14 protein-coding genes are annotated in these 21,206 nt (G+C 70.9%); 5 read left to right on the top strand and 9 right to left on the bottom strand.

From position 1 onward, the window contains the following. The first annotated feature begins 2 nt into the window (after positions 1-2). Positions 3-1,100, top strand: a complete 1,098-nt coding sequence (locus tag H1D24_RS21010) for an IS630 family transposase (protein WP_374064273.1) — start codon at positions 3-5, stop codon at positions 1,098-1,100. On the opposite strand, the gene H1D24_RS21005 is transcribed toward H1D24_RS21010, so the two are convergent. Next, a complete protein-coding gene (locus H1D24_RS21005) occupies positions 1,097-2,956 on the bottom strand; it encodes a cell division protein PerM (protein WP_181659163.1) in 1,860 nt (619 codons plus the stop codon). The genes H1D24_RS21010 and H1D24_RS21005 overlap by 4 nt on opposite strands. Positions 2,957-3,155: 199 nt before the next feature. Here H1D24_RS21005 and H1D24_RS21000 point away from each other — a divergent pair, with 199 nt between their 5' ends. Next, on the top strand, positions 3,156-4,409 hold the full coding sequence (locus tag H1D24_RS21000) for a sigma factor-like helix-turn-helix DNA-binding protein (protein WP_181659162.1): 1,254 nt from the start codon (positions 3,156-3,158) through the stop codon (positions 4,407-4,409). 192 nt (positions 4,410-4,601) lie between these two features. On the opposite strand, the gene sucD is transcribed toward H1D24_RS21000, so the two are convergent. The 7 genes from sucD to H1D24_RS20965 form a co-directional block, all read right to left on the bottom strand. Further along, positions 4,602-5,483, bottom strand: coding sequence for a succinate--CoA ligase subunit alpha (gene sucD / locus H1D24_RS20995; RefSeq protein ID WP_181659161.1), 882 nt, complete (start codon positions 5,481-5,483; stop codon positions 4,602-4,604). Positions 5,484-5,504: 21 nt separating this feature from the next. Further along, the gene (gene sucC, locus H1D24_RS20990; RefSeq protein ID WP_181659160.1) at positions 5,505-6,680 is read right to left on the bottom strand and encodes an ADP-forming succinate--CoA ligase subunit beta; all 1,176 of its coding nucleotides are present in this window, start codon (positions 6,678-6,680) and stop codon (positions 5,505-5,507) included. 440 nt (positions 6,681-7,120) lie between these two features. Beyond that, positions 7,121-9,295 (bottom strand): hypothetical protein, encoded by a 2,175-nt coding sequence (locus H1D24_RS20985; protein ID WP_181659159.1) that lies wholly within the window; start codon positions 9,293-9,295, stop codon positions 7,121-7,123. A gap of 155 nt (positions 9,296-9,450) precedes the next feature. Further along, entirely contained in the window at positions 9,451-10,413 is a 963-nt protein-coding gene (locus tag H1D24_RS20980; protein ID WP_181659158.1) for a methyl-accepting chemotaxis protein, read from the bottom strand. Between the two features lie 182 nt (positions 10,414-10,595). Beyond that, entirely contained in the window at positions 10,596-11,798 is a 1,203-nt protein-coding gene (locus H1D24_RS20975; RefSeq protein WP_181659157.1) for a VWA domain-containing protein, read from the bottom strand. Further along, positions 11,798-14,548: a DUF5682 family protein gene (locus H1D24_RS20970; RefSeq protein WP_220136982.1), complete on the bottom strand. Its 2,751-nt coding sequence runs from the start codon at positions 14,546-14,548 to the stop codon at positions 11,798-11,800. Before H1D24_RS20970 ends, H1D24_RS20975 begins: the two co-directional genes overlap by 1 nt. Beyond that, complete coding sequence (locus H1D24_RS20965; RefSeq protein WP_181659202.1) at positions 14,545-15,675, bottom strand: ATP-binding protein; 1,131 nt, start codon at positions 15,673-15,675, stop codon at positions 14,545-14,547. The genes H1D24_RS20970 and H1D24_RS20965 overlap by 4 nt, the downstream gene beginning before the upstream one ends. Positions 15,676-15,809: 134 nt before the next feature. On the opposite strand from H1D24_RS20965, the gene H1D24_RS20960 reads away from it, so the two are divergent. Together H1D24_RS20960 and H1D24_RS20955 are read left to right on the top strand one after the other, a co-directional pair. Further along, on the top strand, positions 15,810-17,159 hold the full coding sequence (locus tag H1D24_RS20960; protein WP_181659156.1) for an SWIM zinc finger family protein: 1,350 nt from the start codon (positions 15,810-15,812) through the stop codon (positions 17,157-17,159). Positions 17,160-17,316: 157 nt separating this feature from the next. Then, positions 17,317-18,927 carry a DUF5691 domain-containing protein gene (locus H1D24_RS20955; protein WP_181659155.1) on the top strand — a complete coding sequence of 537 codons (1,611 nt, stop codon included), beginning with the start codon at positions 17,317-17,319 and terminating at the stop codon, positions 18,925-18,927. Positions 18,928-19,213: 286 nt separating this feature from the next. Here H1D24_RS20955 and icmB read toward each other — a convergent pair whose 3' ends face one another. Next, complete coding sequence (gene icmB / locus H1D24_RS20950; RefSeq protein ID WP_181659154.1) at positions 19,214-19,624, bottom strand: coenzyme B12-dependent isobutyryl CoA mutase small subunit; 411 nt, start codon at positions 19,622-19,624, stop codon at positions 19,214-19,216. 630 nt (positions 19,625-20,254) lie between these two features. On the opposite strand from icmB, the gene H1D24_RS20945 reads away from it, so the two are divergent. Beyond that, positions 20,255-21,115 (top strand): esterase/lipase family protein, encoded by an 861-nt coding sequence (locus H1D24_RS20945; RefSeq protein WP_181659153.1) that lies wholly within the window; start codon positions 20,255-20,257, stop codon positions 21,113-21,115. Positions 21,116-21,206 lie beyond the last annotated feature (91 nt).

Raw genomic sequence — 21,206 nt, 5'->3', positions numbered from 1 at the left:
CGGTGCCGCGTCGTGGTCCGAAGCTGGAGCCGCTGCTGCTTGGCGATGACGAGCGGGATGTGCTGGAACGCTGGACCCGGCGGGCGAACTCGGCCCAGGCGCTGGCGTTACGGGCGCGGATCGTGCTGGCGTGCGCGGGCCCTGACGTCCCACCCATCGTCGAGGTGGCCCGCGACCTGAGGATTTCCGCAGACACGGTCCGCAAGTGGCGGCGGCGGTTTCTCGCTGAGCGGCTGGACGGCCTGGCGGACGAGCCTCGGCCGGGCCGGCCGCCCACCATCAGCGTCGATCGAGTGGAGGCGGTCGTGGTCACCACGCTGGAGGAACTCCCGAAGAACGCCACCCACTGGTCGCGTAAGTCGATGGCCGAACACAGTGGTCTGTCGAAGTCGACAGTCGGCCGGATCTGGAGGAAGTTCCAGCTCAAGCCGCACCTGACGGACACGTTCAAGCTGTCGACAGACCCGTTGTTCGTGGAGAAGGTCTACGACGTCATCGGCCTGTACTTCAACCCGCCCGAGGGTGCGGTGGTGCTGTCGGTGGACGAGAAGTCGCAGATCCAGGCGCTGGACCGGTCCCAGCCGGTGCTGCCGATAATGCCGGGCATGCCCGAGCGGCGTACCCATGACTACGTGCGCAACGGCCTGACCACCTTGTTCGCCGCGTTCGACGTCGCCACCGGCGAGGTCATCAGTTCCCTGCATCGCCGGCATCGGGCGGCCGAGTTCAAGAAGTTCCTGATCCGGATCAACAAGGAGGTTCCGGCGCATCTGCAGATCCACTTGATCTGTGACAACTACGGCACCCACAAGACTCCCGCGATCAGGACGTGGTTGGCCAAACACCCCCGGTTTCACATGCACTTCACGCCGACCGGCTCCTCCTGGATCAACCAGGTTGAGCGGTGGTTCGGGTTCCTGGCCGACCAGATGATCCGCCGTGGCGCACACAAGAACGTCCAGGCTCTGGAAGCCGACATTGGCCATTGGGTCAAGAACTGGAACGAAGACCCCAAGCCGTTCATCTGGACCAAGACAGCCGAAGAAATCCTCGACTCCCTTGCCCGCTTCTGCCGACGGATCTCTGGCGCAGGACACTAGGAAGGAATCCCGCCCGAAGGGGGCGACGGCGGTTCCCCCGAGACGTCCCGTTCTCTGAGCGCCGCCCACCGTGCCTCTCGCGCGGCATCGTCGTACCAGGCCGGTACCCCCTGCTCCACCGGCAGAAAGTCGTACGGCTCGAACTCCGTATCGTCCGTGGCACCCGCGGACTCCGCCGCAGGACCCCGCCGCGACAACCTGCCCCATCGGGGCAGCGACACCCGCGGCACCGACACCCGCGGCACCTGAACGCGCAGCTTCCCAAGCCGCGCCACCCACCCCCACGGCGCTCGCCAAACCCGCCCCCACCGGCTCCCCACCGAAGCCGTCCTCGGCGTTCGCCTGCGTGTACGCCAGGCCCGCAGTCCCACCGCCACCGGCACCCCCACTCCGGCAGTCCACGCCACCCCCGCCGCCCCGACCTGCCACCACACAGGCCCGAACCGGCTCAGGACATCCACCCCCATCGGCCCTCCGGCCAGAGCGGCGAGCCCCGCCATGGCCACCCCGCACAGCACCGAAGCCCCCATGACGGTCAGTACGGTCCGCCCGGGCGGCCACGCGTCCCGCTGTCCGCCGTCGGCAGGCGCAGCCACCCCGACCGTGAACCAGGCGACCGTCACCCCCGCAGCGACCGGGACGAGTACGACCCCCCAGGTCAGCAGGCTCTCCGCGCCCCCCGCCTCCCCGGCCGTTCCCCCCGGCGAATCCTGCAGCAGCGCGGCCAGCAGCGGAAACGGCGGTAGCAACGTCCACGACCCCGAAGAGCTCCCCGAGCCCGGCGAGCCCGCTGACCCCACCGAACCCACAGCGTCCGCCGAGCCCATCGACCCCAAAGAAAGTGGTGCCACAACGTTCCCGGCGCCGAGAACGAACCCCGGCCCCAGCCCGTACGCCGCCCCCCATACGGCCGCGTTCGGCAACAACGCGACCACCAGCAGCAGCACCGCGAATCGGCCGGACCACACGTCCGTGATCTGCAGGAACGAGTCCTTGGTCGCGCCCGCGTGCCAGCCCAGCGACAGGGCGACGACCAGCCCACCACCACCGACAAGCACCACAGTCCCGGCGACCGCGGCCCGCCTGGCGACAGCGACCCGTGACCCGGGGGCCGCTGCCGCTGGGGCAGGTCCGCCACGTCCGCCGACTGCACCTGCACCACCGGCCCCCGCCCCGCCGGCATCGGGGAGAGCCCCGTCGACGACCCGCCGTACAGCCTCGGGCGGCAGACCCAGCGAGCACAGCGCTCTGCAGACAGCGGCCCGCAGAGGCCTCCGAGGGCGCCCAAAGGCCGTCCAGACCCCGACCCCGCTCGCCACCGCGACCAGCAGGGGAAGGCGGAGGGCGGCACCGAGCCAGGAGGGACGCAGTTCACCACCCGCCGCGTACACCGCGGCGGCCGCGGCGACCAGCAGATACCCGGCAACGACACCCCACCATGCGACCCCCGCCCTCACCGGCCGCACGGACACCCCGCCGTATCCGCCCTTGGGAGGCACCGACAGCACCGGCGGCACCGGCGGCCCTTCCGCCGCATCCCGCGCAGCCCGGTGCACCAGCCACGCAGGCAGTACGAGCAACAGCAGTGGCGTGACGCCCACGGGCGCCGGTACCCCGGAGAGCGTGTCGGTTCTGACCAGGTCCACGCCGTGCGCGAGAAGCCACAGCGCGGCGGCGACATGCAGGGCCCCACCGGGCCCGCTGTCCGGATACGGCGAGCTGATCCAAAACAGCGTGACGAGCACGGCGAGCGAGCCCAGGCCGAGCCCTGCCGCCACAGCGCCGCCCAGGAGAGCCGCGCCCAGCCCGGCGGGAAGGCGCCCGAGCACACGGGAGAGCACGGCGTGCGCAGGCAAGGACCGCGACGGCGAGGAATGAGACGAGGACGAGGACGAGGACGAGGACGGCGGCCGGGACGGCGACGGGCTGCGATCGGTCACACGGGGCACGGGGCCATCGTGCCAATGACACGCACCTTCTCTGCGTAACAGGCGAATACCGGATGTGTCGCCGAAGATACGTTTATGCACTTTTTCGGACGGAGGGGTGTGCCCGATGAGCGAGAACCCTGACACCCCGCTTCCGTCCCCGGCGGAGCGGCGTAGACCCCGGAAGGCGAAGTCGCTGACCCAGAAGCAGGTCGTCGAGCAACTGGGCATGCTCGCACGGGCAATGCGGCGACCGAAGCGCGAGGTCAGGGACGCGACCAGGCTGCCGTCCGCGCTGATGGCACTTGCGGCCGGCCGCAAGCACAGCAAAGCATCAAACCCGTCAACCCCGGCGGTCTCCACAGCACAGAGTGCCCGCCGGAGCCGAGCCCACGACACCCGCGTACTCGAGTACGGGCGGGACCCGCAGCCCGAGCCGAGCCGCATCCCCTCGCCCGCCCCGGAAGACTCGTTGGACCCGGAAGACTCGTCGGACCCGGCGGTTCCGGCGGCCCCTGCCCACCCCGCCGGCCGGGCCACCGCCCCGGCCCACCCGGCCGACGCGGCCGCGCCGGACGACGACCGGCTGACGCCCGCCGACGCCTTCGACGCCCTGTACGCGTGCGGTGCCCCCTCCCTCGTACGCCAGACATACCTGCTCACCGGTCGGCGTGAGCTCGCGCGGGAGTCCGTCGGGCGGGCCTTCCAACAGGCGTGGCAACGCTGGCCGGAGGTCGCCGTCGACCGTGATCCGACGGGATGGGTGCGGGCGGCGGCACACGAGTACGCCATGTCGCCGTGGCATCGGCTGCGCCGGTCGCACCGTCAGCCCGAAGAACCCCCCGCGGACCCCGACGACCGCAAACTGCTCGCCGCGCTCCTGGACCTGCCGCCGCCGTACCGCCGCACGCTGCTGCTCTACGACGGCCTCGGACTCGACCTGCCCGAGATCGCCGCCGAGACGGAGGCGAGCACCCCGGCGACGGCGAGCCGGCTGCTGCACGCCCGCGAGGCGATCACCGCGCAGCTGCCCCATCTCGACTCTCCCGACGACCTGCACCGGCGCCTTGCCGAACTGGCCGACGCGGAGAAACTGCAGACGCCGAAGGCGGCCGAGGTGCGCGCCGACAGCGAGCGACGGGCCCGCCTGTGGACGAGAGCGGTGGTAGCGACCACGGTATTGCTCGCGGCCGCGACGGCCCTGTCCGCGTGGAGCGCACCGACGCACTACGAGCCCCCACAGGCCCCAGGCAACTCGGTGACGGGCGTACCCCCACGCATGGGCCCGGGCCTCCTCACAAAGGCAGACACAACCCTCCACGACCGCCTCCAGGCGAACCCCCACAAGGGCCCGCACCGCCTGGTACCCACACCGAACTGACCGACTACGGACAACTGGGGGCAGCCGCGCCGACCCGCTGTGGGCAGGCGTTCCGCACGGCGGAACGGGTGGGCACAGCCCCCCGGACGGCAGCACCCAAATACGCACCCCAGCCCCGTAGGGAAAACGCAGGCGGGCCCGCACCCCAAGGGGTACGGGCCCGCCAGAACAGCTCAGGCACAGCGCCCAGCGTTACGCCAGGATCTCCCGAGCCAGCTTCGCCGTCTCGGTCGGCGTCTTGCCGACCTTGACGCCCGCGGCCTCGAGCGCCTCCTTCTTCGCCTGGGCGGTGCCCGACGAACCGGAGACAATGGCGCCGGCGTGACCCATGGTCTTGCCCTCCGGCGCGGTGAAGCCGGCGACGTAGCCGACGACCGGCTTCGTCACGTTGGCCTTGATGAAGTCCGCCGCACGCTCCTCGGCGTCGCCGCCGATCTCACCGATCATGACGATCAGGTCGGTGTCGGGGTCGTCCTGGAACGCCTTCAGCGCGTCGATGTGGGTGGTGCCGATGATCGGGTCACCGCCGATGCCGACGCAGGAGCTGAAACCGATGTCACGGAGCTCGTACATCATCTGGTAGGTCAGCGTGCCGGACTTGGACACGAGACCGATGCGGCCGGGCTTGGTGATGTCGGCCGGGATGATGCCGGCGTTCGACTGACCCGGCGTGATCAGACCCGGGCAGTTCGGGCCGATGATGCGGGTCTTGTTGCCCTTGGACTGCGCGTACGCCCAGAACTGCGCGGTGTCGTGGACCGCGACGCCCTCGGTGATGACGACCGCGAGGCCGATCTCCGCGTCGATCGCCTCGAGGACCGCGTCCTTGGTGAACTTCTCCGGGACGAAGATGACCGTGACGTCGGCGCCGGTCTTCTCGATCGCCTCGGCGACCGACCCGAAGACCGGGATCTCGCTGCCGTCGAAGTCGACGGTGGTGCCCGCCTTGCGCGGGTTCACTCCACCGACGATGTTCGTGCCGGAAGCCAGCATGCGCTTGGTGTGCTTCTGGCCCTCGGAGCCGGTCATGCCCTGGACGATGACCTTGGATTCCTTGGTGAGGAAAATAGCCATGGTGTTGGTGTCCCTCGTCCCTTACTTCGCAGCCAGCTCGGCGGCCTTGTCGGCCGCGCCGTCCATGGTGTCCACACGCTGGACCAGCGGGTGGTTGCGGTCGTCCAGGATCTGGCGACCCAGCTCAGCGTTGTTGCCGTCGAGGCGCACGACCAGCGGCTTGGTGACCTCTTCGCCCTTGGACTCGAGGAGCTCCAGGGCCTGCACGATGCCGTTGGCAACCGCGTCACACGCGGTGATGCCGCCGAACACGTTGACGAACACGGACTTGACGTCCGGGTCGCCGAGGATGATCTCGAGGCCGTTCGCCATGACCTCGGCGGAGGCGCCGCCACCGATGTCGAGGAAGTTGGCGGGCTTGACGCCGGAGTGGTTCTCACCGGCGTACGCGACGACGTCCAGCGTCGACATGACCAGGCCGGCGCCGTTGCCGATGATGCCGACCTCGCCCTCCAGCTTGACGTAGTTGAGGCCCTTGGCCTTGGCGGCCGCCTCGAGCGGGTTGGCCGCGGCCTTGTCCTCGAGCTCGGCGTAGTCCGCGTGACGGAACTCGGCGTTGGCGTCCAGGGACACCTTGCCGTCGAGGGCGATGACGCGGCCGTCGGCGACCTTGGCGAGCGGGTTGACCTCGACGAGGAGGGCGTCCTCGGCGATGAAGGTCTTCCACAGGGTCTGCAGGATCTCGGTGATCTGGTCGGCGACCTCGGCCGGGAACTTGGCGGCCGCGACGATCTCGCGGGCCTTGGCCTCGGTGACGCCCTCGTTGGCGTCGACCGCGATCTTGGCGACGGCCTCGGGGCGGGTGGCCGCCACCTCCTCGATCTCCATGCCGCCCTCGACGGAGGCGATGGAGAGGAAGGTGCGGTTGGTGCGGTCGAGGAGGAAGGAGACGTAGTACTCCTCCGCGATCTCGGGCGCCATCTCGGCCAGCATCACCTTGTGGACCGTGTGGCCCTTGATGTCCATGCCCAGAATCTGGCCGGCCTTCTCGACCGCGTCCTGCGGGTCGGAGGCCAGCTTCACGCCACCGGCCTTGCCGCGGCCGCCGGTCTTGACCTGCGCCTTGACGACCGAACGGCCGCCCAGACGCTCGGTCACCGCGCGCGCCGCCTCAGGCGTGTCGATGACTTCACCGGCCAGCACCGGTACACCGTGCTTGGCGAAGAGGTCCCTCGCCTGGTACTCGAACAGGTCCACGCGCGTCCGTCCCTATCAGTGATCTCGCGGTTCGTTTTCTGCGTGGGCGTGCCGCGAAGGGCAACGTGACTTCCGCTGTCACTAGGGGTCACAAGGGAGGCGTACACGGTTGTCCGGGCACGCGGCATGTCCGTCTCGCAGGTTATCGCCGTAGGCCTCCGGTCCATAAATCGCAGATCACACCCAGGCGGTGATACCGGTCACAGATTGCGCCCCTTGGGCCACCCACAGGCAGGGAAAACGGGCGGTCCCCATGTCACAGGGACCGCCCGCCGTCCGTCGCGCGGCTTCCGGGTGAAGATCCGTGGAAGCCGCAGACGTCACACGCAGTACGCGCCGCTAGTGCCCGTGAAGCCGTAAGCGTCGTAGGCGCAGTGAGGCGTCAGACGGTGTACTGCGAGGTCAGCGATGTACTGCGAGGTCAACGGTGTACTCCGAGATCAGGCGGAGTACTGCGTGTAGTGAGCGGTGGCCTCGGACGCGGACGGCACCCAGCTCGGGGTGACCGACTCGGCGACGCCCTGGGCGCCCGTCACCGCGTTCCCGGCGAGCGGCTGCGCGTCGGCGGTGACGGTCCCCGTCAGGTCCTCCGCGAACGGCTGGACCTGCCCGGCCACGCCGCCGGCGAACGGCTCCGCCTGATCCGCCACTCGGGTGGCAAACGGCTGGACGTCGCCCGTGACGCCCCACGCGAGGTCGTTGGCGCTGCCGCCGACGCCCTGCACGACGGGCTGCACCTGATCGACAACGGTCTCCACGAAAGGCCGCACGGCACCGACGGCGCCACCGGCAAAGGGCTGCACGTCGTGACTCACGACACCCACCGCGAAGGGCGCGACCTCGGCCACGACCCCGCCCGCGAACGGGTGCACATCACCGACGACGCCACCCGCCAACACGCTCGCGTCCCCGACGGCCTGCCCGGTGACCGGGACGACGCCGTCGACCGCGGTGGCCGCGATAGGCGGCAGCACGGACGCGGCGGTCTCGTCGACGATCGGCACCGCGGTCGCCGCCGCGGTCGCCGCCGCTCCGTGGACGTACGTCGGCGCGGCGGCGACAGCACCGCCGACACGGCTCTGCACATCGGCGGGGAGCTGGGCGGCGGTGGCCTGGGCGGCGTGGACCGAGTGGGCAGCGGTGGCCTGGGCGGCGTGGACCGACTGGCCGGCGGTGCTCTGGGCGTAGTAGACCGCCTCGCCGGCGGTGGACTGGGCGCCGTAAACCGCCTGATCAGCGGCGCCTTGGGCGGCGTGGACCGACTGGCCAGCGGTGCTCTGGGCGTAGTAGACCGCCTCGCCGGCGGTGGACTGGGCGTCGTAAACCGCCTGACCAGCGGTGCCCTGAGCGTCGTAAACCGCCTGACCAGCGGTGCCCTGGGTTGCGTAGGCGACCTGGCCGGCGGTGCCCTTTGCCTCGTACGCGGCATGCCCGGCAGTGCGGTGCGCACCGGAGGCCGTCTGCCCGACGGTGGCCTGCGCCTCGTAGGCCGCCTGGCCAGCCGTGCCCTGGGTTGCGTAGGCGACCTGGCCGGCGGTGGCCTTTGCCTCGTACGCGGCATGCCCGGCAGTGCGGTGCGCACCGGAGGCCGTCTGCCCGACGGTGGCCTGCGCCTCGTAGGCCGCCTGGCCGACGGTGGCCTGCGCCTCGTAGGCCACCTGGCCAGCCGTTCCCTGCGCCGCGTAGGCCACCTGGCCAGCCGTTCCCTGTGCCGCGTAGGCCGCCTGGCCGGCGGCGCCCCGTGCCTGGTGGGCGACGTGTCCAGCGGTGCCCGGCACCCCGGAGGTCACCTGGCCCGCGACGTCCTGAGCGGCGGGGGCCACCCGGCCCGCGACGCCATGCGCCTCGTAGGCCACCTGTCCCGCCGCGCCCTGGACATCGCTGGTCAGCTGACCGGCCGTGCCGTGGACGCCGTGGACGATCTGATCGGCCGTGCCGCGCACGCCGAAGGCCACCTGCGTGGCCTTGCCCTGGGCCTGGGCGAGGGCCTTCTGGAGCTCCGGCGCGAACGCGGAGAGGGGGCCGAACAGGTAGTCGATAGCGTCCTGCGTGCTGTCGACCTCGGGCGTGGCGGCCTCCGCGGTGGCGCGCACGGAGACCTCCGCGACGGTGGACTCGTGCGAGACGGCCGAGGCGTACGAGACGTACTCGGGGATCTGCGCGTCGATGTACGCGCGCGCCTGCTCGGCGCGGTCAGCGGCCTTCGTCACCGCGTGGGTGGCCTTGGCCTTCGCCGTCGCCCTGGAAGCGGCGTCGGCGACCGTGGACTTGGTCTCGGCCACCGTACCGGTGGCGACACCGGTTGCGCCGGACGTGGCAGCGGCGGTCTTGCCGGTGGCCGTGCCGGCCATGGACTTCGCCTTGGCGGCGGTGTCCGTCACGGTCGGCTCGGCCTCGACGGCGACGGCGACGGCGACGCCGGAGGTGACGTCGGAGACCGCGTCCTGCACACCGGCGACCTCGCCCTGGACATCCCCGACCGTGTCAGTGACCGTGTCCGGCACGGAGAGGGAGTGGGCGGGCAACTCGTCGGCGCTGGCGACGGCGGAGCCGATCGCCCACGCGCCCGTGACTCCGGCGGCTATCACGATGGAACGGCGGATGTTCTTGTGCATGCTTGCGTCAGATCCTTCGGGAAATTCGAATTCTGGTTCCGGCCCGGTGCGATGGACCGGAGCCGACGGCATCCGTCCGGAGACGGGAGGGTGTCCGGACGGCGGGCAGACCTGTCCCGCCCCCGCGCGGCAGGTCTCGAGCGGGAAGGGCTGCCCTAGCCGGGGAATTCGTTGATGTCGCGGTGCCTGTCGCGGACGCCCGCGGCGGAGGTTGCGGCGGTGCCGCCCGGCACCAGCCGGAACGGGGCGCCTTCCGCGAATGACGCGGCATGCAGGTCGCCGTGCCGCGGAGAACCAGTGTCGAACAGCGACTGATTGACGAGCGCGCCTGTCGGCTGCCCACCGGGAGTACGGGCGGGGACATGCACCGGGTGCGCGGCGGCGTCGTCTTGGAGACCCGTCAGGTGGCCGGCCGGGCCGGCGACCTGCGCGTGCGGGCCGTACGCCGACCCGTATGCAGCGTCGGACGACTTCCTCGCGTCGTCCTCCACCGCAGCTTCGCCACCGGGCCGGTCACCGGTACCGGCCTGCGGCTGCTGCACCCCGTCGCCGCCGAGCGGCGTCCCACCAGGAAGCGACGGCAGCCCGGGCAGCCGAGGCAGTTCAGGCCATTCGGAATCCGCCGGCGGCGGCATCTCAGGAAGCGCCCCGGTGACCCCCTCGACCAGCGGACCGACAGGGCGCACGGCCGACTCGCCGACCTGCTTGCCGGTTTGCTCGTCGACTACCCCGTCGACTGCCCCGTTGGCCGCCTTCGCGGCCGACTCGACGACCGGGCGCACGACCTTGCGTGCCTGACCGATCGGGGACTGGACCGCACGGGCGGCGGCTTCGCCGACGTCAATCGCGCCACCCGTGACCGTCCCCACGGAAGGACCGACGGGCTGCCCGGGATCGACGGACCGCTGCACAGCATCAGCCGACTGCTGCGCACCATCAGCCGACTGCTGCGCACCATCAGCCGACTGCTGCGCACCATCGGCCGACTGCTGCGCACCATCGGCCGATTGCTGCACAGCATCAGCCGACTTCTCCAGGGCCCTGGTGCTCTCTGCTGCATGAGCCTGCTCGCCGCAGACCAGCCCCAGCACGAACAACCCCCCGAGCAGCAGCGCCACCTGCAGCGCACCCCGCCCGGCCGCCGTGCGCACAACGCGCAGAGCGGTAAAGGGCAGGGCTGCTGGGAAACTCAAGATCGGGAAGGATCCTCCCGTGCGAGGGGACGGGCCGGAACGCAAGGCTCCGTCGAGGCGATGTGCCGATCCTCGCACGGGACTCCTGAGGTTGCGCAAGTCCCCCCTTACCGTTGGGTACTCATGTCCGGTATGGGAAGAGGGCGCTTTTCGATCGCCGCCGCCATCACGTCCGGGAAGAGATCGGGAGTACAGGCGAAGGCCGGTGCGTCCAGGGCCGCGAGCGCCGCCGCATGTTCACGGTCGTACGCCGGTGCTCCCTCGTCGGACAACGCGAGCAGCGTGACGAACTGCACTCCGGACGCCTTCATCGCCGCGACCCGCTTCAGCATCTCGTTCCGTATCCCCCCTTCGTAGAGGTCCGAGATGACCACCACCACCGTGTCCGCGGGCCGCGTGATCTTCGATTGGCAGTATGCGAGAGCCCTGTTGATGTCCGTCCCACCACCGAGCTGGGTGCCGAAGAGGACGTCGACGGGGTCGTCGAGCTGGTCCGTGAGGTCGACTACTGCCGTGTCGAAGACGACGAGCCGGGTCGCTATGGAACGCATGGACGCCAGCACGGCGCCGAACACCGAGGCGTAGACGACGGATGCCGCCATCGATCCCGACTGGTCGATACAGAGGATGACCTCCTTCTTGACCGACTGGGAGGCCCGCCCATACCCGATCAGCCGTTCGGGCACGATCGTCCGGTACTCCGGCAGATAGTGCTTCAGGTTGGCCGCGATGGTGCGGTTCCAGTCGATGTCGTGGTGGCGCGGCCGGCTGATCCGGGCGCTGCGGTCGAGAGCTCCGCTGAGGGTGGCGCGAGTGCGGGTGGCGAGCCGCTTCTCGAGGTCCTCGACGACCTTGCGCACCACGGCCCGCGCCGTCTCCTTCGTCGTCTCCGGCATGGCCTTGTTGAGCGAGAGCAGTGTCCCGACGAGATGCACATCGGCCTCCACGGCCTCCAGCATCTCCGGTTCGAGCAGCAGCGTGGACAGGCCGAGCCTTTCGATCGCGTCGCGCTGCATGACCTGGACCACGGATGACGGGAAGTACGTCCGGATGTCGCCGAGCCAGCGCGCCACGTTCGGCGCGGACGCTCCGAGCCCCGCCGAACGCTCCCTGCCGCGCTGGGCCTTGTTCCCGTTCCGCTGTTCTCCGTTCCCGTACAGCGCGGCGAGTGCTCCGTCCATCGCCGCGTCCTGCCCGGTGAGCGCACAACCGGTACCGTCCGCGGCGTCCCCGCCCAGCACGAGCCGCCAGCGCCGCAGCCGCTCGTCGGTCCGCTGCGCGGCCGTGTCGGTGTTCAGAGCCGTACTCATCACGATGCCTCCGCGAACGCAAGGTCGTTGTGGGCGGGTGCAGGTAGCGCGTCTGCCTGTGCCGGAATGTCGTCTGCCGGGATGTCCAGCCCAAGCAGCAGGGACAGCACGGGCAGCACGCCGTCCGCACGAGGCCCGTCGAGCTCCGGCGCGAATCCGTGCGGTGCCGCGCCCCCGCCGTGGTCCGGGCCGGACGCCCCCGCCGGCCCGCGGCGCACCAGCTCGCCGAGGGTGCGGCGCACTCCCGGTTCGTACGCCGAGAAAGTGCGACGCAGCAACGGCAGTACGTCGGTGAACGCATCCGCGGAGACTCCGGTGAGCCACGCGTCGACCAGGGCCAGCAGCTGCTCGTCGTGCACGAGCAGCATGCCGCCCCCGGAGCCGCCGCCGACGAACCCCTCGATCCATGCCGCCGCGTCCCCTGGCGGTGTGCCCGGCGAGAGGGCGAGCCCCATGAGGCGCCCGGCCTCGTCCCCGTCCAACTCCACGTCGTCGAGCAGCAGTCGCGTACTGCGGCCGCGGATCACTCCGGGCACGCTGTCCCGCCCGGCGAGCCCCCGGAGCACCGAGTGCCAGCGCGTCCGTATTCCGCCGCGCGCCGCCTCGCCGTCGCCGCGCTCCATCTCAGCTCCGCCGAGCTCCATCTCAGCTCCACCAGGCTCCGCCCCGGCTCCAGCAGGCCCCGTCTCGGCTCCGCCAGGCTCCGCCCCAGCTTCGCGGGGCTCGTCCAGCAGTCCGACGGCCCCGTGCACGGCATCGACGTGGCTGCGCATCTCCGCTGCCGCATCCGCGTCGAGTGATGCGCAAGCGGGTGGAAGTCCGACGAAGAGGCGCTCGGCGAGGCCCGCGGCGACCTCGGCCAGCGCATGGGTGTCCGTGCCGCGCACATCGCCGTAGCGCAGGGAGCGGACCAGTGCCGGGAGCGCCTGCGCGAGGTGGCCGACGTCCGTGTCGAGGGCCGCCCGGTCGGCGAGGACGCGCATCACCACCGGGAGCGCGTCCGGGAGTTCCGCCAGGAGGCAGCGCTCGGCGAGCGCCGTGACATCGGCGAGCGCTTCGGCGGCGACGGCGTCCGACTCGGCCTTCGCCATGGCGGCGGTGAGCACGGTGGTGCCCCATATCCCTGCCTCGGCGACCCGCACCGACAGCTCCGGTTCCCAGCGCAGCCGCCAGGTCTCCCGGAATGTGCCGGTGCTGCCGCGTGCCGATCTTGCAGGTTCGCCCCAGTCGACTCCGAGGAGCCGGAGCCGGTGCAGCAGCGTGCTGCGCGCCGCATCTGTCTCCTTGCGCAGGTCCAGCTCCAACTCCCGTTCCAGCGCCTCGGGCTTGAGTCGCAGCCTGCGCTGCAGGCGGGTGAGGTCGCGCTGCAGCGGGACGGCCGGCGCCGCAGCGGGCACCTCCCCGAGTACGTCCCCCACGACCAGCTTGTCGTGCACCAGCGCGAGCGGTACGTCCGAGCCCTCGCACATCACGGCCCGTATCGCGTCGGTGGTCTCGGTCAGGCCGGGCAACGGGCGGCCGCGCATCGCCGCGAGCGTACGGGCGAGCCGGACCGCCTCGATGACATGCGCGGACGACACGATCCTGTCCTCCTCCCGGAGGAACCCAGCGACCTTCGTCATCCAGCGCTCGACCGGCCGGTCAGGGGCGCTGAACAGATGCCCGTACCACCCCGGGGAGTCGATTCCTGCGCCGTACCCACTCGCGCGGGACAGACGTCGGTGCGTCCAGGGCACCCAGGTCATGTCGGCCTTCACCTTGGGCAGTCCCTTGAGCAGCGCCCGGTCGGCGGTCACCGTGGTCCGCTGCCGCAGCGCGGGCACATGCCAGGCTCCGCAGACGACTGCCACGTCGTCGCCGAACTCGCGCTGTGCGGCGCGCAACTGAATCCGCATGTACGCCTCGCGGACCAGGTCGCGGTCGTGCCCGCCGGACCCGTACACGTCACGCAGCGCTCCCATGGCGTCCGCCAGCACCTCGAACGGCGCGAACGCCTCCCCGTTGTGCCCGAGCTCCTTGAGGGCCTGGGAGGTGCCGCCACCCCGGTACTCGATGACGTCCTCCCACCAGCGCTCCGGGTCGTCGTAACCGGCGGCGTCGGCGAGCACGGCGAGCGGATCGATCCGCAGCGCGTCCTCCTGCGCGGCTGCCTCGGGAGTACCCGCCGGCGCGTGCGTCTTGACGACGTCCGGGTCCTCGGGGTTGCCGGATTCGCCGGGCGACACGGCCGGTCCGGGCGACACGGCCGGTCCGGGCGACGCACCTGGTCCAGGCTGCGCGGCGGCTTCAGGTGACAGGTCCGGTCCGGGCTCCGCGGGCGGTTCGGGCGACGCTTCGGGCACTGGTGGCGGGGACCCGGTCGCCTTCTCTTGCCAGGCCAGCGAGTGTGTCGCCGGGAGGTCGATGAAGCGAGCCGGAACGTCATGCTCAAGGGCCCATTGGATGGCGATCCATTCCGGGGAGAACTCGGCGAACGGCCAGAACGCCGCGCGGCCAGGCTCGTCCACGACGTGAGCGAGGAGCGCGACCGGTGGCCGCATGTCCTCGTCAGCGGCCAGAGCGATCAGCGCATCCGCCTCCGGCGGGCCCTCGATGAGCACGGTCCGGGGCCGGGCAGCATCCAGGGCTGCCCGCACGGCCCGGGCCGAACCCGGCCCGTGGTGCCGCACGCCCAGGAGCAGCGGCCCACCGGACACGGCACCCTCGCCGCCCGCTCCGCGCCTGGCGTCCGACTTGTCGGGCCCGGTCATGCGCTCACCTCCCGGCATGCGCGGTAGAAGTCCTTCCAACCGTCGCGCTCACGCACCACGGCCTCCAGATACTCCTGCCAGATCACGCGGTCCGCCGACGGGTCGCGGACGACGGCGCCCAGGATTCCGGCGGCCACGTCCGACGGCCGCAGCACGCCGTCACCGAAGTGCGCGGCAAGCGCGAGCCCGTTGGTGACGACCGAGATCGCCTCGGCAGTCGACAGCGTGCCGCTGGGCGACTTCACCTTCGTACGCCCGTCAGCCGTGACACCGTCGCGCAACTCACGGAAGACCGTGACGACCCGGCGGATCTCGTCGATGCCGTCGGGCGCGGTCGGCAGGTCCAGCGAGCGCCCGATCTGGTCGACGCGGCGGGCCACGATGTCGACCTCGGCATCGGCGCTCTCCGGCAGCGGCAGCACCACCGTGTTGAAACGGCGGCGCAGCGCGCTGGACAGGTCGTTGACACCGCGGTCGCGGTCGTTGGCCGTGGCGATCACGTTGAAACCGCGGACGGCCTGGACCTCCTGACCCAGTTCCGGTATCGGCAGCGTCTTTTCCGACAGGATCGTGATCAGCGTGTCCTGTACGTCGGCCGGGATGCGGGTCAGCTCCTCGATTCTCGCCGTCATCCCCTCGGCCATGGCCCGCATGACGGGGCTCGGTACGAGCGCGTCCCGGCTGGGCCCGTGCGCCAGCAGCTGCGCGTAGTTCCAGCCGTACCGGATCGCCTCCTCCGGCGTCCCGGCCGTGCCCTGCACCAGCAGCGTGGAATCGCCGCTGATCGCGGCGGCCAGATGCTCGGACACCCAGGTCTTCGCCGTGCCCGGCACGCCGAGCAGCAGCAGGGCGCGATCGGTGGCGAGCGTGGTGACGGCCACCTCGACGATGCGGCGCGGACCCACGTACTTCGGCGTGATCACTGTGCCGTCGGCGAGTGAGCCGCCGAGCAGATACGTGGCGACCGCCCACGGCGACATACGCCAGCGGGCCGGCCGCGGCCGGTCGTCCTGCGCGGCGAGCGCCGCGAGTTCGTCGGCGAACGCGGTCTCCGCGTGCGGCCGCAGCGCCTCCGACGGGTTGTTGCCGCTCGCGTCGACGGACGTCGGTTCAACGGACACGGACATGGCTCGGTCCCCCTCCAGCTTGGCCTGCTCGGGTCTGGTCACCACCGTGCACCACGCCACTGACAATCGGCTCTGACCTGCGCAGACACCCCACGCAAGGTCGATTGTCAGTGGCGGGTCCTACCTTCGACGACATGACTCAGCAGGGGGTGCGCTGGACGGCGGACCAGGTGCTTGCACTGGCACCTGACGCCGCGTCACGCAAAGCGGGAAGCAGGCTCGGCGCGGCCGGGCCGTGGTCGGAGACGGGCAGTTCCGGCGATGGGACGGTGTGGGGGCTGTGCAAGGGCAGCGGCAGCAAGCCGTATCAAACGGTCGTCGACATCGCGGACACCGCAGGTCCGGCGTACAAGTGCAGTTGTCCGAGCCGCAAGTTCCCGTGCAAGCACGCTCTGGGGCTGCTGCTGCTCTGGGCGGGCGGGGACGGCGGCGTGCCGGATGCGCAGGCGCCGGAGTGGGCGGAGCAGTGGATAGGAGGGCGCAGACAGCGGGCTGAGCAGAAGCGGACGGCCGGCCCGTCACCGGCCACGTCCGGTGATCCGGAGGCAGCGCGGCGCCGTGCGGAGAAACGGGCGGAGCGGGTCACCGCGGGGGCGATGGAACTGGAGCAGCGCCTGGCCGATCTCCTCCGGTCCGGGCTGGCCTCGGCGGAGAGCAGTGGGTACGGGCTGTGGGAGGAGACCGCGGCCCGCATGGTCGACGCCCAGGCGCCCGGGCTGGCCGCGCGGGTCAGGGAGTTGGGGGCCATACCGTCCTCCGGATCCGGCTGGCCGGCTCGGCTGCTGGAGGAGTGTGCGCTCATCCATCTCCTCGACCAGGGCTGGCTGCGCCGCGAACAGTTGCCTGACTCCCTGGCCGCCACGGTTCGTTCGCGCATCGGGCTGCCCGCGGCCGCGGCGGGTCCGGCAGTGCGCGACCGCTGGCTGGTCCTCGCGCAGTACGACACAGCGGACAGCCACCTGACCACCCGCCGGATATGGCTGTACGGCGAGGAGTCCGGGCGCATGGTGCTGTTGCTGTCGTACGGGGCGGCGGGCCGGGCGCCGGCACTCGCCCTGCCGGTGGGCCTTGCGCTCGACGCCGAGGTGTCCTCGTACCCGGGCGCCGGACAGCTGAGGGCCGATCTCGGCGAGCAGTTCACTCCACCTACACCGACGGCCGTGCGGCCGGCGGGGGTGAGCACGACGCAGGCTGTGGCGCGGTACGGCGAAGCACTGAAGGACGACCCCTGGCTGGAGTCCTGGCCGGTGACTCTGGACCGCGTCATACCGGCCCCGGACGGAGACGGTTGGCAACTGGCCGACGCTGACGGCAAGTCCGCGCTGCTTCTTGCGTCCTCCGCCATGTCCGGCTCAGGACTGTGGCGCCTGGTCGCTGTGTCGGGCGGCGCTCCCGTCACGGTCTTCGGCGAGTGCGGGCACCGCGGCTTCACCCCGCTCGCGGTCTGGCCCGAAGGACCGGGAGAGCCGATTCCACTGTGCTGAACCGACGGGAGAGGCCCCACGCTGAGAGGCAACGCCTCGGTCCACTCGACCAGACACGCACGGACATCCCCAGGTCCACGCACGCCCGCATGGGTGTTCGCCCGCGCCGACACCACACCCACACCAGTCCAGCTCATTCCCTACGGAAGGGAATCGCATGAACAGGAACCCCGTCATGAGCGAGTCCTCCTGGGAGGAGCTCGTCACGGCTGCGTTGCTCGGTACTGACCGGCGCACGACTCCCGTTGGCACCGCTGGAAAAGATGCGCCGACCGCCCTCTTGGACACGGCTGCGGTGCAGACCGTGCGGCGTAGAGCAGGACTCCGGCCCGCGTCCGCCGCCGCGCTGCCCGAGCCCGCGACGGAGGATCGCCGGCCCGCGTTGCCGTCAGCGGCCAGGCGGCGGCTCGCGGTGCTGCTCGCCGACCGCCCGGACGCCGGCAGCGGTGGCCGTCGCGGAACGGCACCGGACCTCATGGAGCTGCTGCCCCAGTGGCTCGCGGCGGCGAACGAGCACGGCTACGCAGCCCCACCGGACCTGCTGCCCGCGCTCCTTGACGCGGCCAGGGGCCGAACCGATCTGCGGCCGCAGACGCTCGCCTTCGCGGGACCGCGCGCGATATGGCTGGCGCGTCTGAACCCGGACTGGAGGTTCGCGCTGCGTTCCACTCCGGGCGGCGGCACCGCAGTACCCGCCCTCGGGGACCCGGTCGAGGTCGAACGGCTCTGGCAGGAGGGGCTGTTCGCTGAACGCGTCACGCTGCTGGTCGCGATGCGGGCACAGGACCCGTCTGCGGCCCGTGATCTTCTGGGCACTACCTGGTCCACTGAGCGTGCCGAGGACAGGCTGATGTTCCTCGACTCACTGCGTACGGGGCTGAGCGACGCGGACGAGCCGTTCCTCGAGCGGGCCCTGGCCGACAGGAGCCGCAACGTCCGGGCGACGGCGGCTGAGTTGCTGTCCGCACTGCCGGGCTCGGCGCTGGCTTCGCGTATGGCGGCGCGCGCCGCCTCCTGCGTGTCCTTCGACCATACGCAGACGCAACCGACGGTCGTGGTGGAGGCGCCGCACGAGTGCGATGCGGGCATGGAGCGGGACGGCGTGGTGCCCAAGCCCCCCGCGGGCCGGGGGGAACGGTCGTGGTGGCTGGGCCAGCTGGCAGAGGCGGCGCCGCTCGCCATCTGGTCGGAGCGGCTCGGGGGGCGTAAGCCGGAGGAGATAGTCGCGTTGCCGGTCGCCGACGACTGGCAGGGCGAGCTGCACGGTGCGTGGTGCAGGGCCGCGGTACGGCAGCGTGACGCGGCCTGGTCACGGGCGCTGCTCGGCGCTCCGGCATCGCCGGGCGCCGCGGGACCGGGCGCGGTGTCGCTCGCCGAGCGCGCGAAGCTGCTGGCCGCACTGCCGGCCGGCGAACGGGCCGAGTGGGTCGCGGGGTTCATATCGGCGCACGGCCTGTCGGAGGCGTTCCAGCTGCTGGGGGTGTGCGCGACTCCGTGGGCTGAGCCACTGGGCCACGCGGTGGTGGATGCCTTGAACATCGCACGGGATGCGGGGAGTTATCCGTGGAGCTTCAGCGGTGTGATGGGGCTCGCGGAGCGCTGCCTGGACCCGGCGACGGCAGCCCGTCTGGACGGACTCACTGCCATACCCGACGAGCCGGAGGACGCCTCCCCGGGCGCCGTGGGCTACTGGTCGGAAGCCTTCCAACGCCTCGTGGGCACGCTTCGCCTACGAGCCACCATGCGGGCGGAGCTAACGGCGCCGTGAGCGTCCAGGGACCCACGGCAACGTGAGCTCCTTGACGGGCGGATGGTCGTCTACGACGTGCCCTGGGAGGCACCCCCATCGTCTGGGGGCACCTCCTGAGGGGGCACCCCAAGCGGTAGCTGGGCGAGGTAGCTGGGGAGGAACGACTGCCCACAACACAAGCCACCGGAACCGGCTGGAAGCCCGAGCCTGCCGGCGCTCTCACTCGAACGGCCCCTGCGGACGCCGGTCAGCCGCCGCAGGGGCCATGGGGCCGGGGCCCAGCCCAGCCCAGCCCCCCATGGCACTACGCCGGCTGGCGTACGTTCGCGTGGACCCAGTCCACGATCGAGGCAGTCGTGGCGCCCGGGGTGAAGATCGCGGCGACGCCCTTCTCCTTGAGCGGGGGAATGTCCGCCTCGGGGATGATGCCGCCGCCGAAGACCTTGATGTCCTCCGCGTCGCGCTCCTTGAGAAGCTCCAGCACGCGCGCGAAGAGCGTGTTGTGCGCGCCGGACAGGATGGAGAGACCGATCGCGTCGGCGTCCTCCTGGATCGCGGTGTCGACGATCTGCTCAGGCGTCTGGTGCAGGCCGGTGTAGATGACCTCCATACCGGCGTCACGCAGCGCCCGCGCGATCACCTTGGCCCCGCGATCATGGCCGTCGAGCCCCGGCTTGGCGACCACCACGCGGATCGGCCCCGTTGCCACACCCATCACTGCCTCCATGTACCGACATGCCCTCCGGCATGTACCCACTGCGCCACCGACTGCACCGGCGGCCCCGATTCCGACCGTCCACCCGACCGGCCCACGCCCCATTGCCCCCATTCCCGCCTCCTGAGAGCACAAGACCGAGCATGCGAGAGCGAGCGGAAACACGGTTGCGGCCGCCCCGCCCGGCACTGCCCCGCCGTGCGGACACGAGGAAGTGAACGAACGTTATCGCCAGCATCCCGCAACAGGCAGTTTTACGACGGTGACCGAGGGGGAAATCACACGGTGGGACACGTTCGCCGCGCACTGCTCCGCATCCTGCGGCACCAGGCCGCAGCCGGGGCGGGCGTCAGGGGAGCCGCACGAGGTCGTCGGCCTCCGCGCCGTCAGCCGCTCGGCATGGCGCGCCGAGGCGACGTATCGGCTATCGCACAGGGAGCCACCGAACCACTACACAGAGCCACTGTCAGAGTCGCATCCATCCGAGAAAATGGAATTACACGCACCGCAGACGGGACAAGAGCACCACCGCGCAGCCTGTGCACTGCCGACCTCCTCCATCGCGGCTGCCCACGAGGGCATACGGGGGACAGAGCCGTCCTTCGTGTGCCGACGGGAGGTCGGTCGACGATGAAGGCCACGACGGTTCTGCCCATTCTTCCGCTCTGTCAGCGTCTCTTTCCCTGGAGGCTGGCAGGGCTCTCCATCACCCTGCTGAAGGCGACGGCCCTCGAAATCGCGATACTCGCCGGTCACCTCCTGCTGTACCCCTCGGGCATCACGCAGGAGCGCAGAGCCACCGCGGCGCTGCCCCAGCCGGATGCTCCCCAGTTGCCGACGGAGAGGAAACTCCCCGTCGTTCTGCTGCATGGCTTCATCGACAACCGCTCGGTCTTCGTACTGCTGCGGCGCTCCCTGGCCCAGCACGGCAGGCAGCATGTGGAGTCGCTCAACTACTCGCCTCTCACCTGCGACATCCGCACCGCGGCCGAACTGCTCGGCCGCCATATAGAGGAGATCTGCGAGCGCAGCGGCCATCGCGAGGTGGACATCGTGGGGCACAGCCTCGGCGGGCTGATCGCCCGCTACTACGTGCAGCGCCTCGGCGGTGATGTAAAGGTGCGCACGCTGGTCACTCTCGGTACGCCGCACTCGGGCACCCGTATAGCGCCGCTGCTGGACGCGCATCCGATCGTCCGGCAGATGCGGCCGGGTTCCGAGGTGATCGAAGAGCTGAAGCAGCCTTCACCTGACTGCCGTACGCGGTTCGTGAGTTTCTGGAGCGATCTCGACCAGATGATGGACCCGCTCGACAGCGCATGCCTCGACCACCCGGATCTGACCGCGCACAACGTGCAGGTGAGCGGGATCGGGCATCTCGCCCTGCCCGTTCACCCCGCAGTGGCCAACGGCATCCGGCAGGCGCTGGACGCGGAGGAGGGGATGAAGGCCCGCGCAGCCGGCCGAACCGATGGTCTGACGGTGGCCTGATCTCGAACGCTAGTCGAACGCAGAGCCAAAGCTCTGCCCGCAGTTCGCCGAAAGGCCACTGATTGCCCGTTTCCTGCGTGCGCGAAACCTG

Source organism: Streptomyces himalayensis subsp. himalayensis, from assembly GCF_013778455.1.
GTDB lineage: Bacteria > Actinomycetota > Actinomycetes > Streptomycetales > Streptomycetaceae > Streptomyces > Streptomyces himalayensis.
The sequence above is the reverse complement of the archived record's forward strand: the minus strand, read 5'-3'. Positions and strand labels throughout refer to the sequence as shown.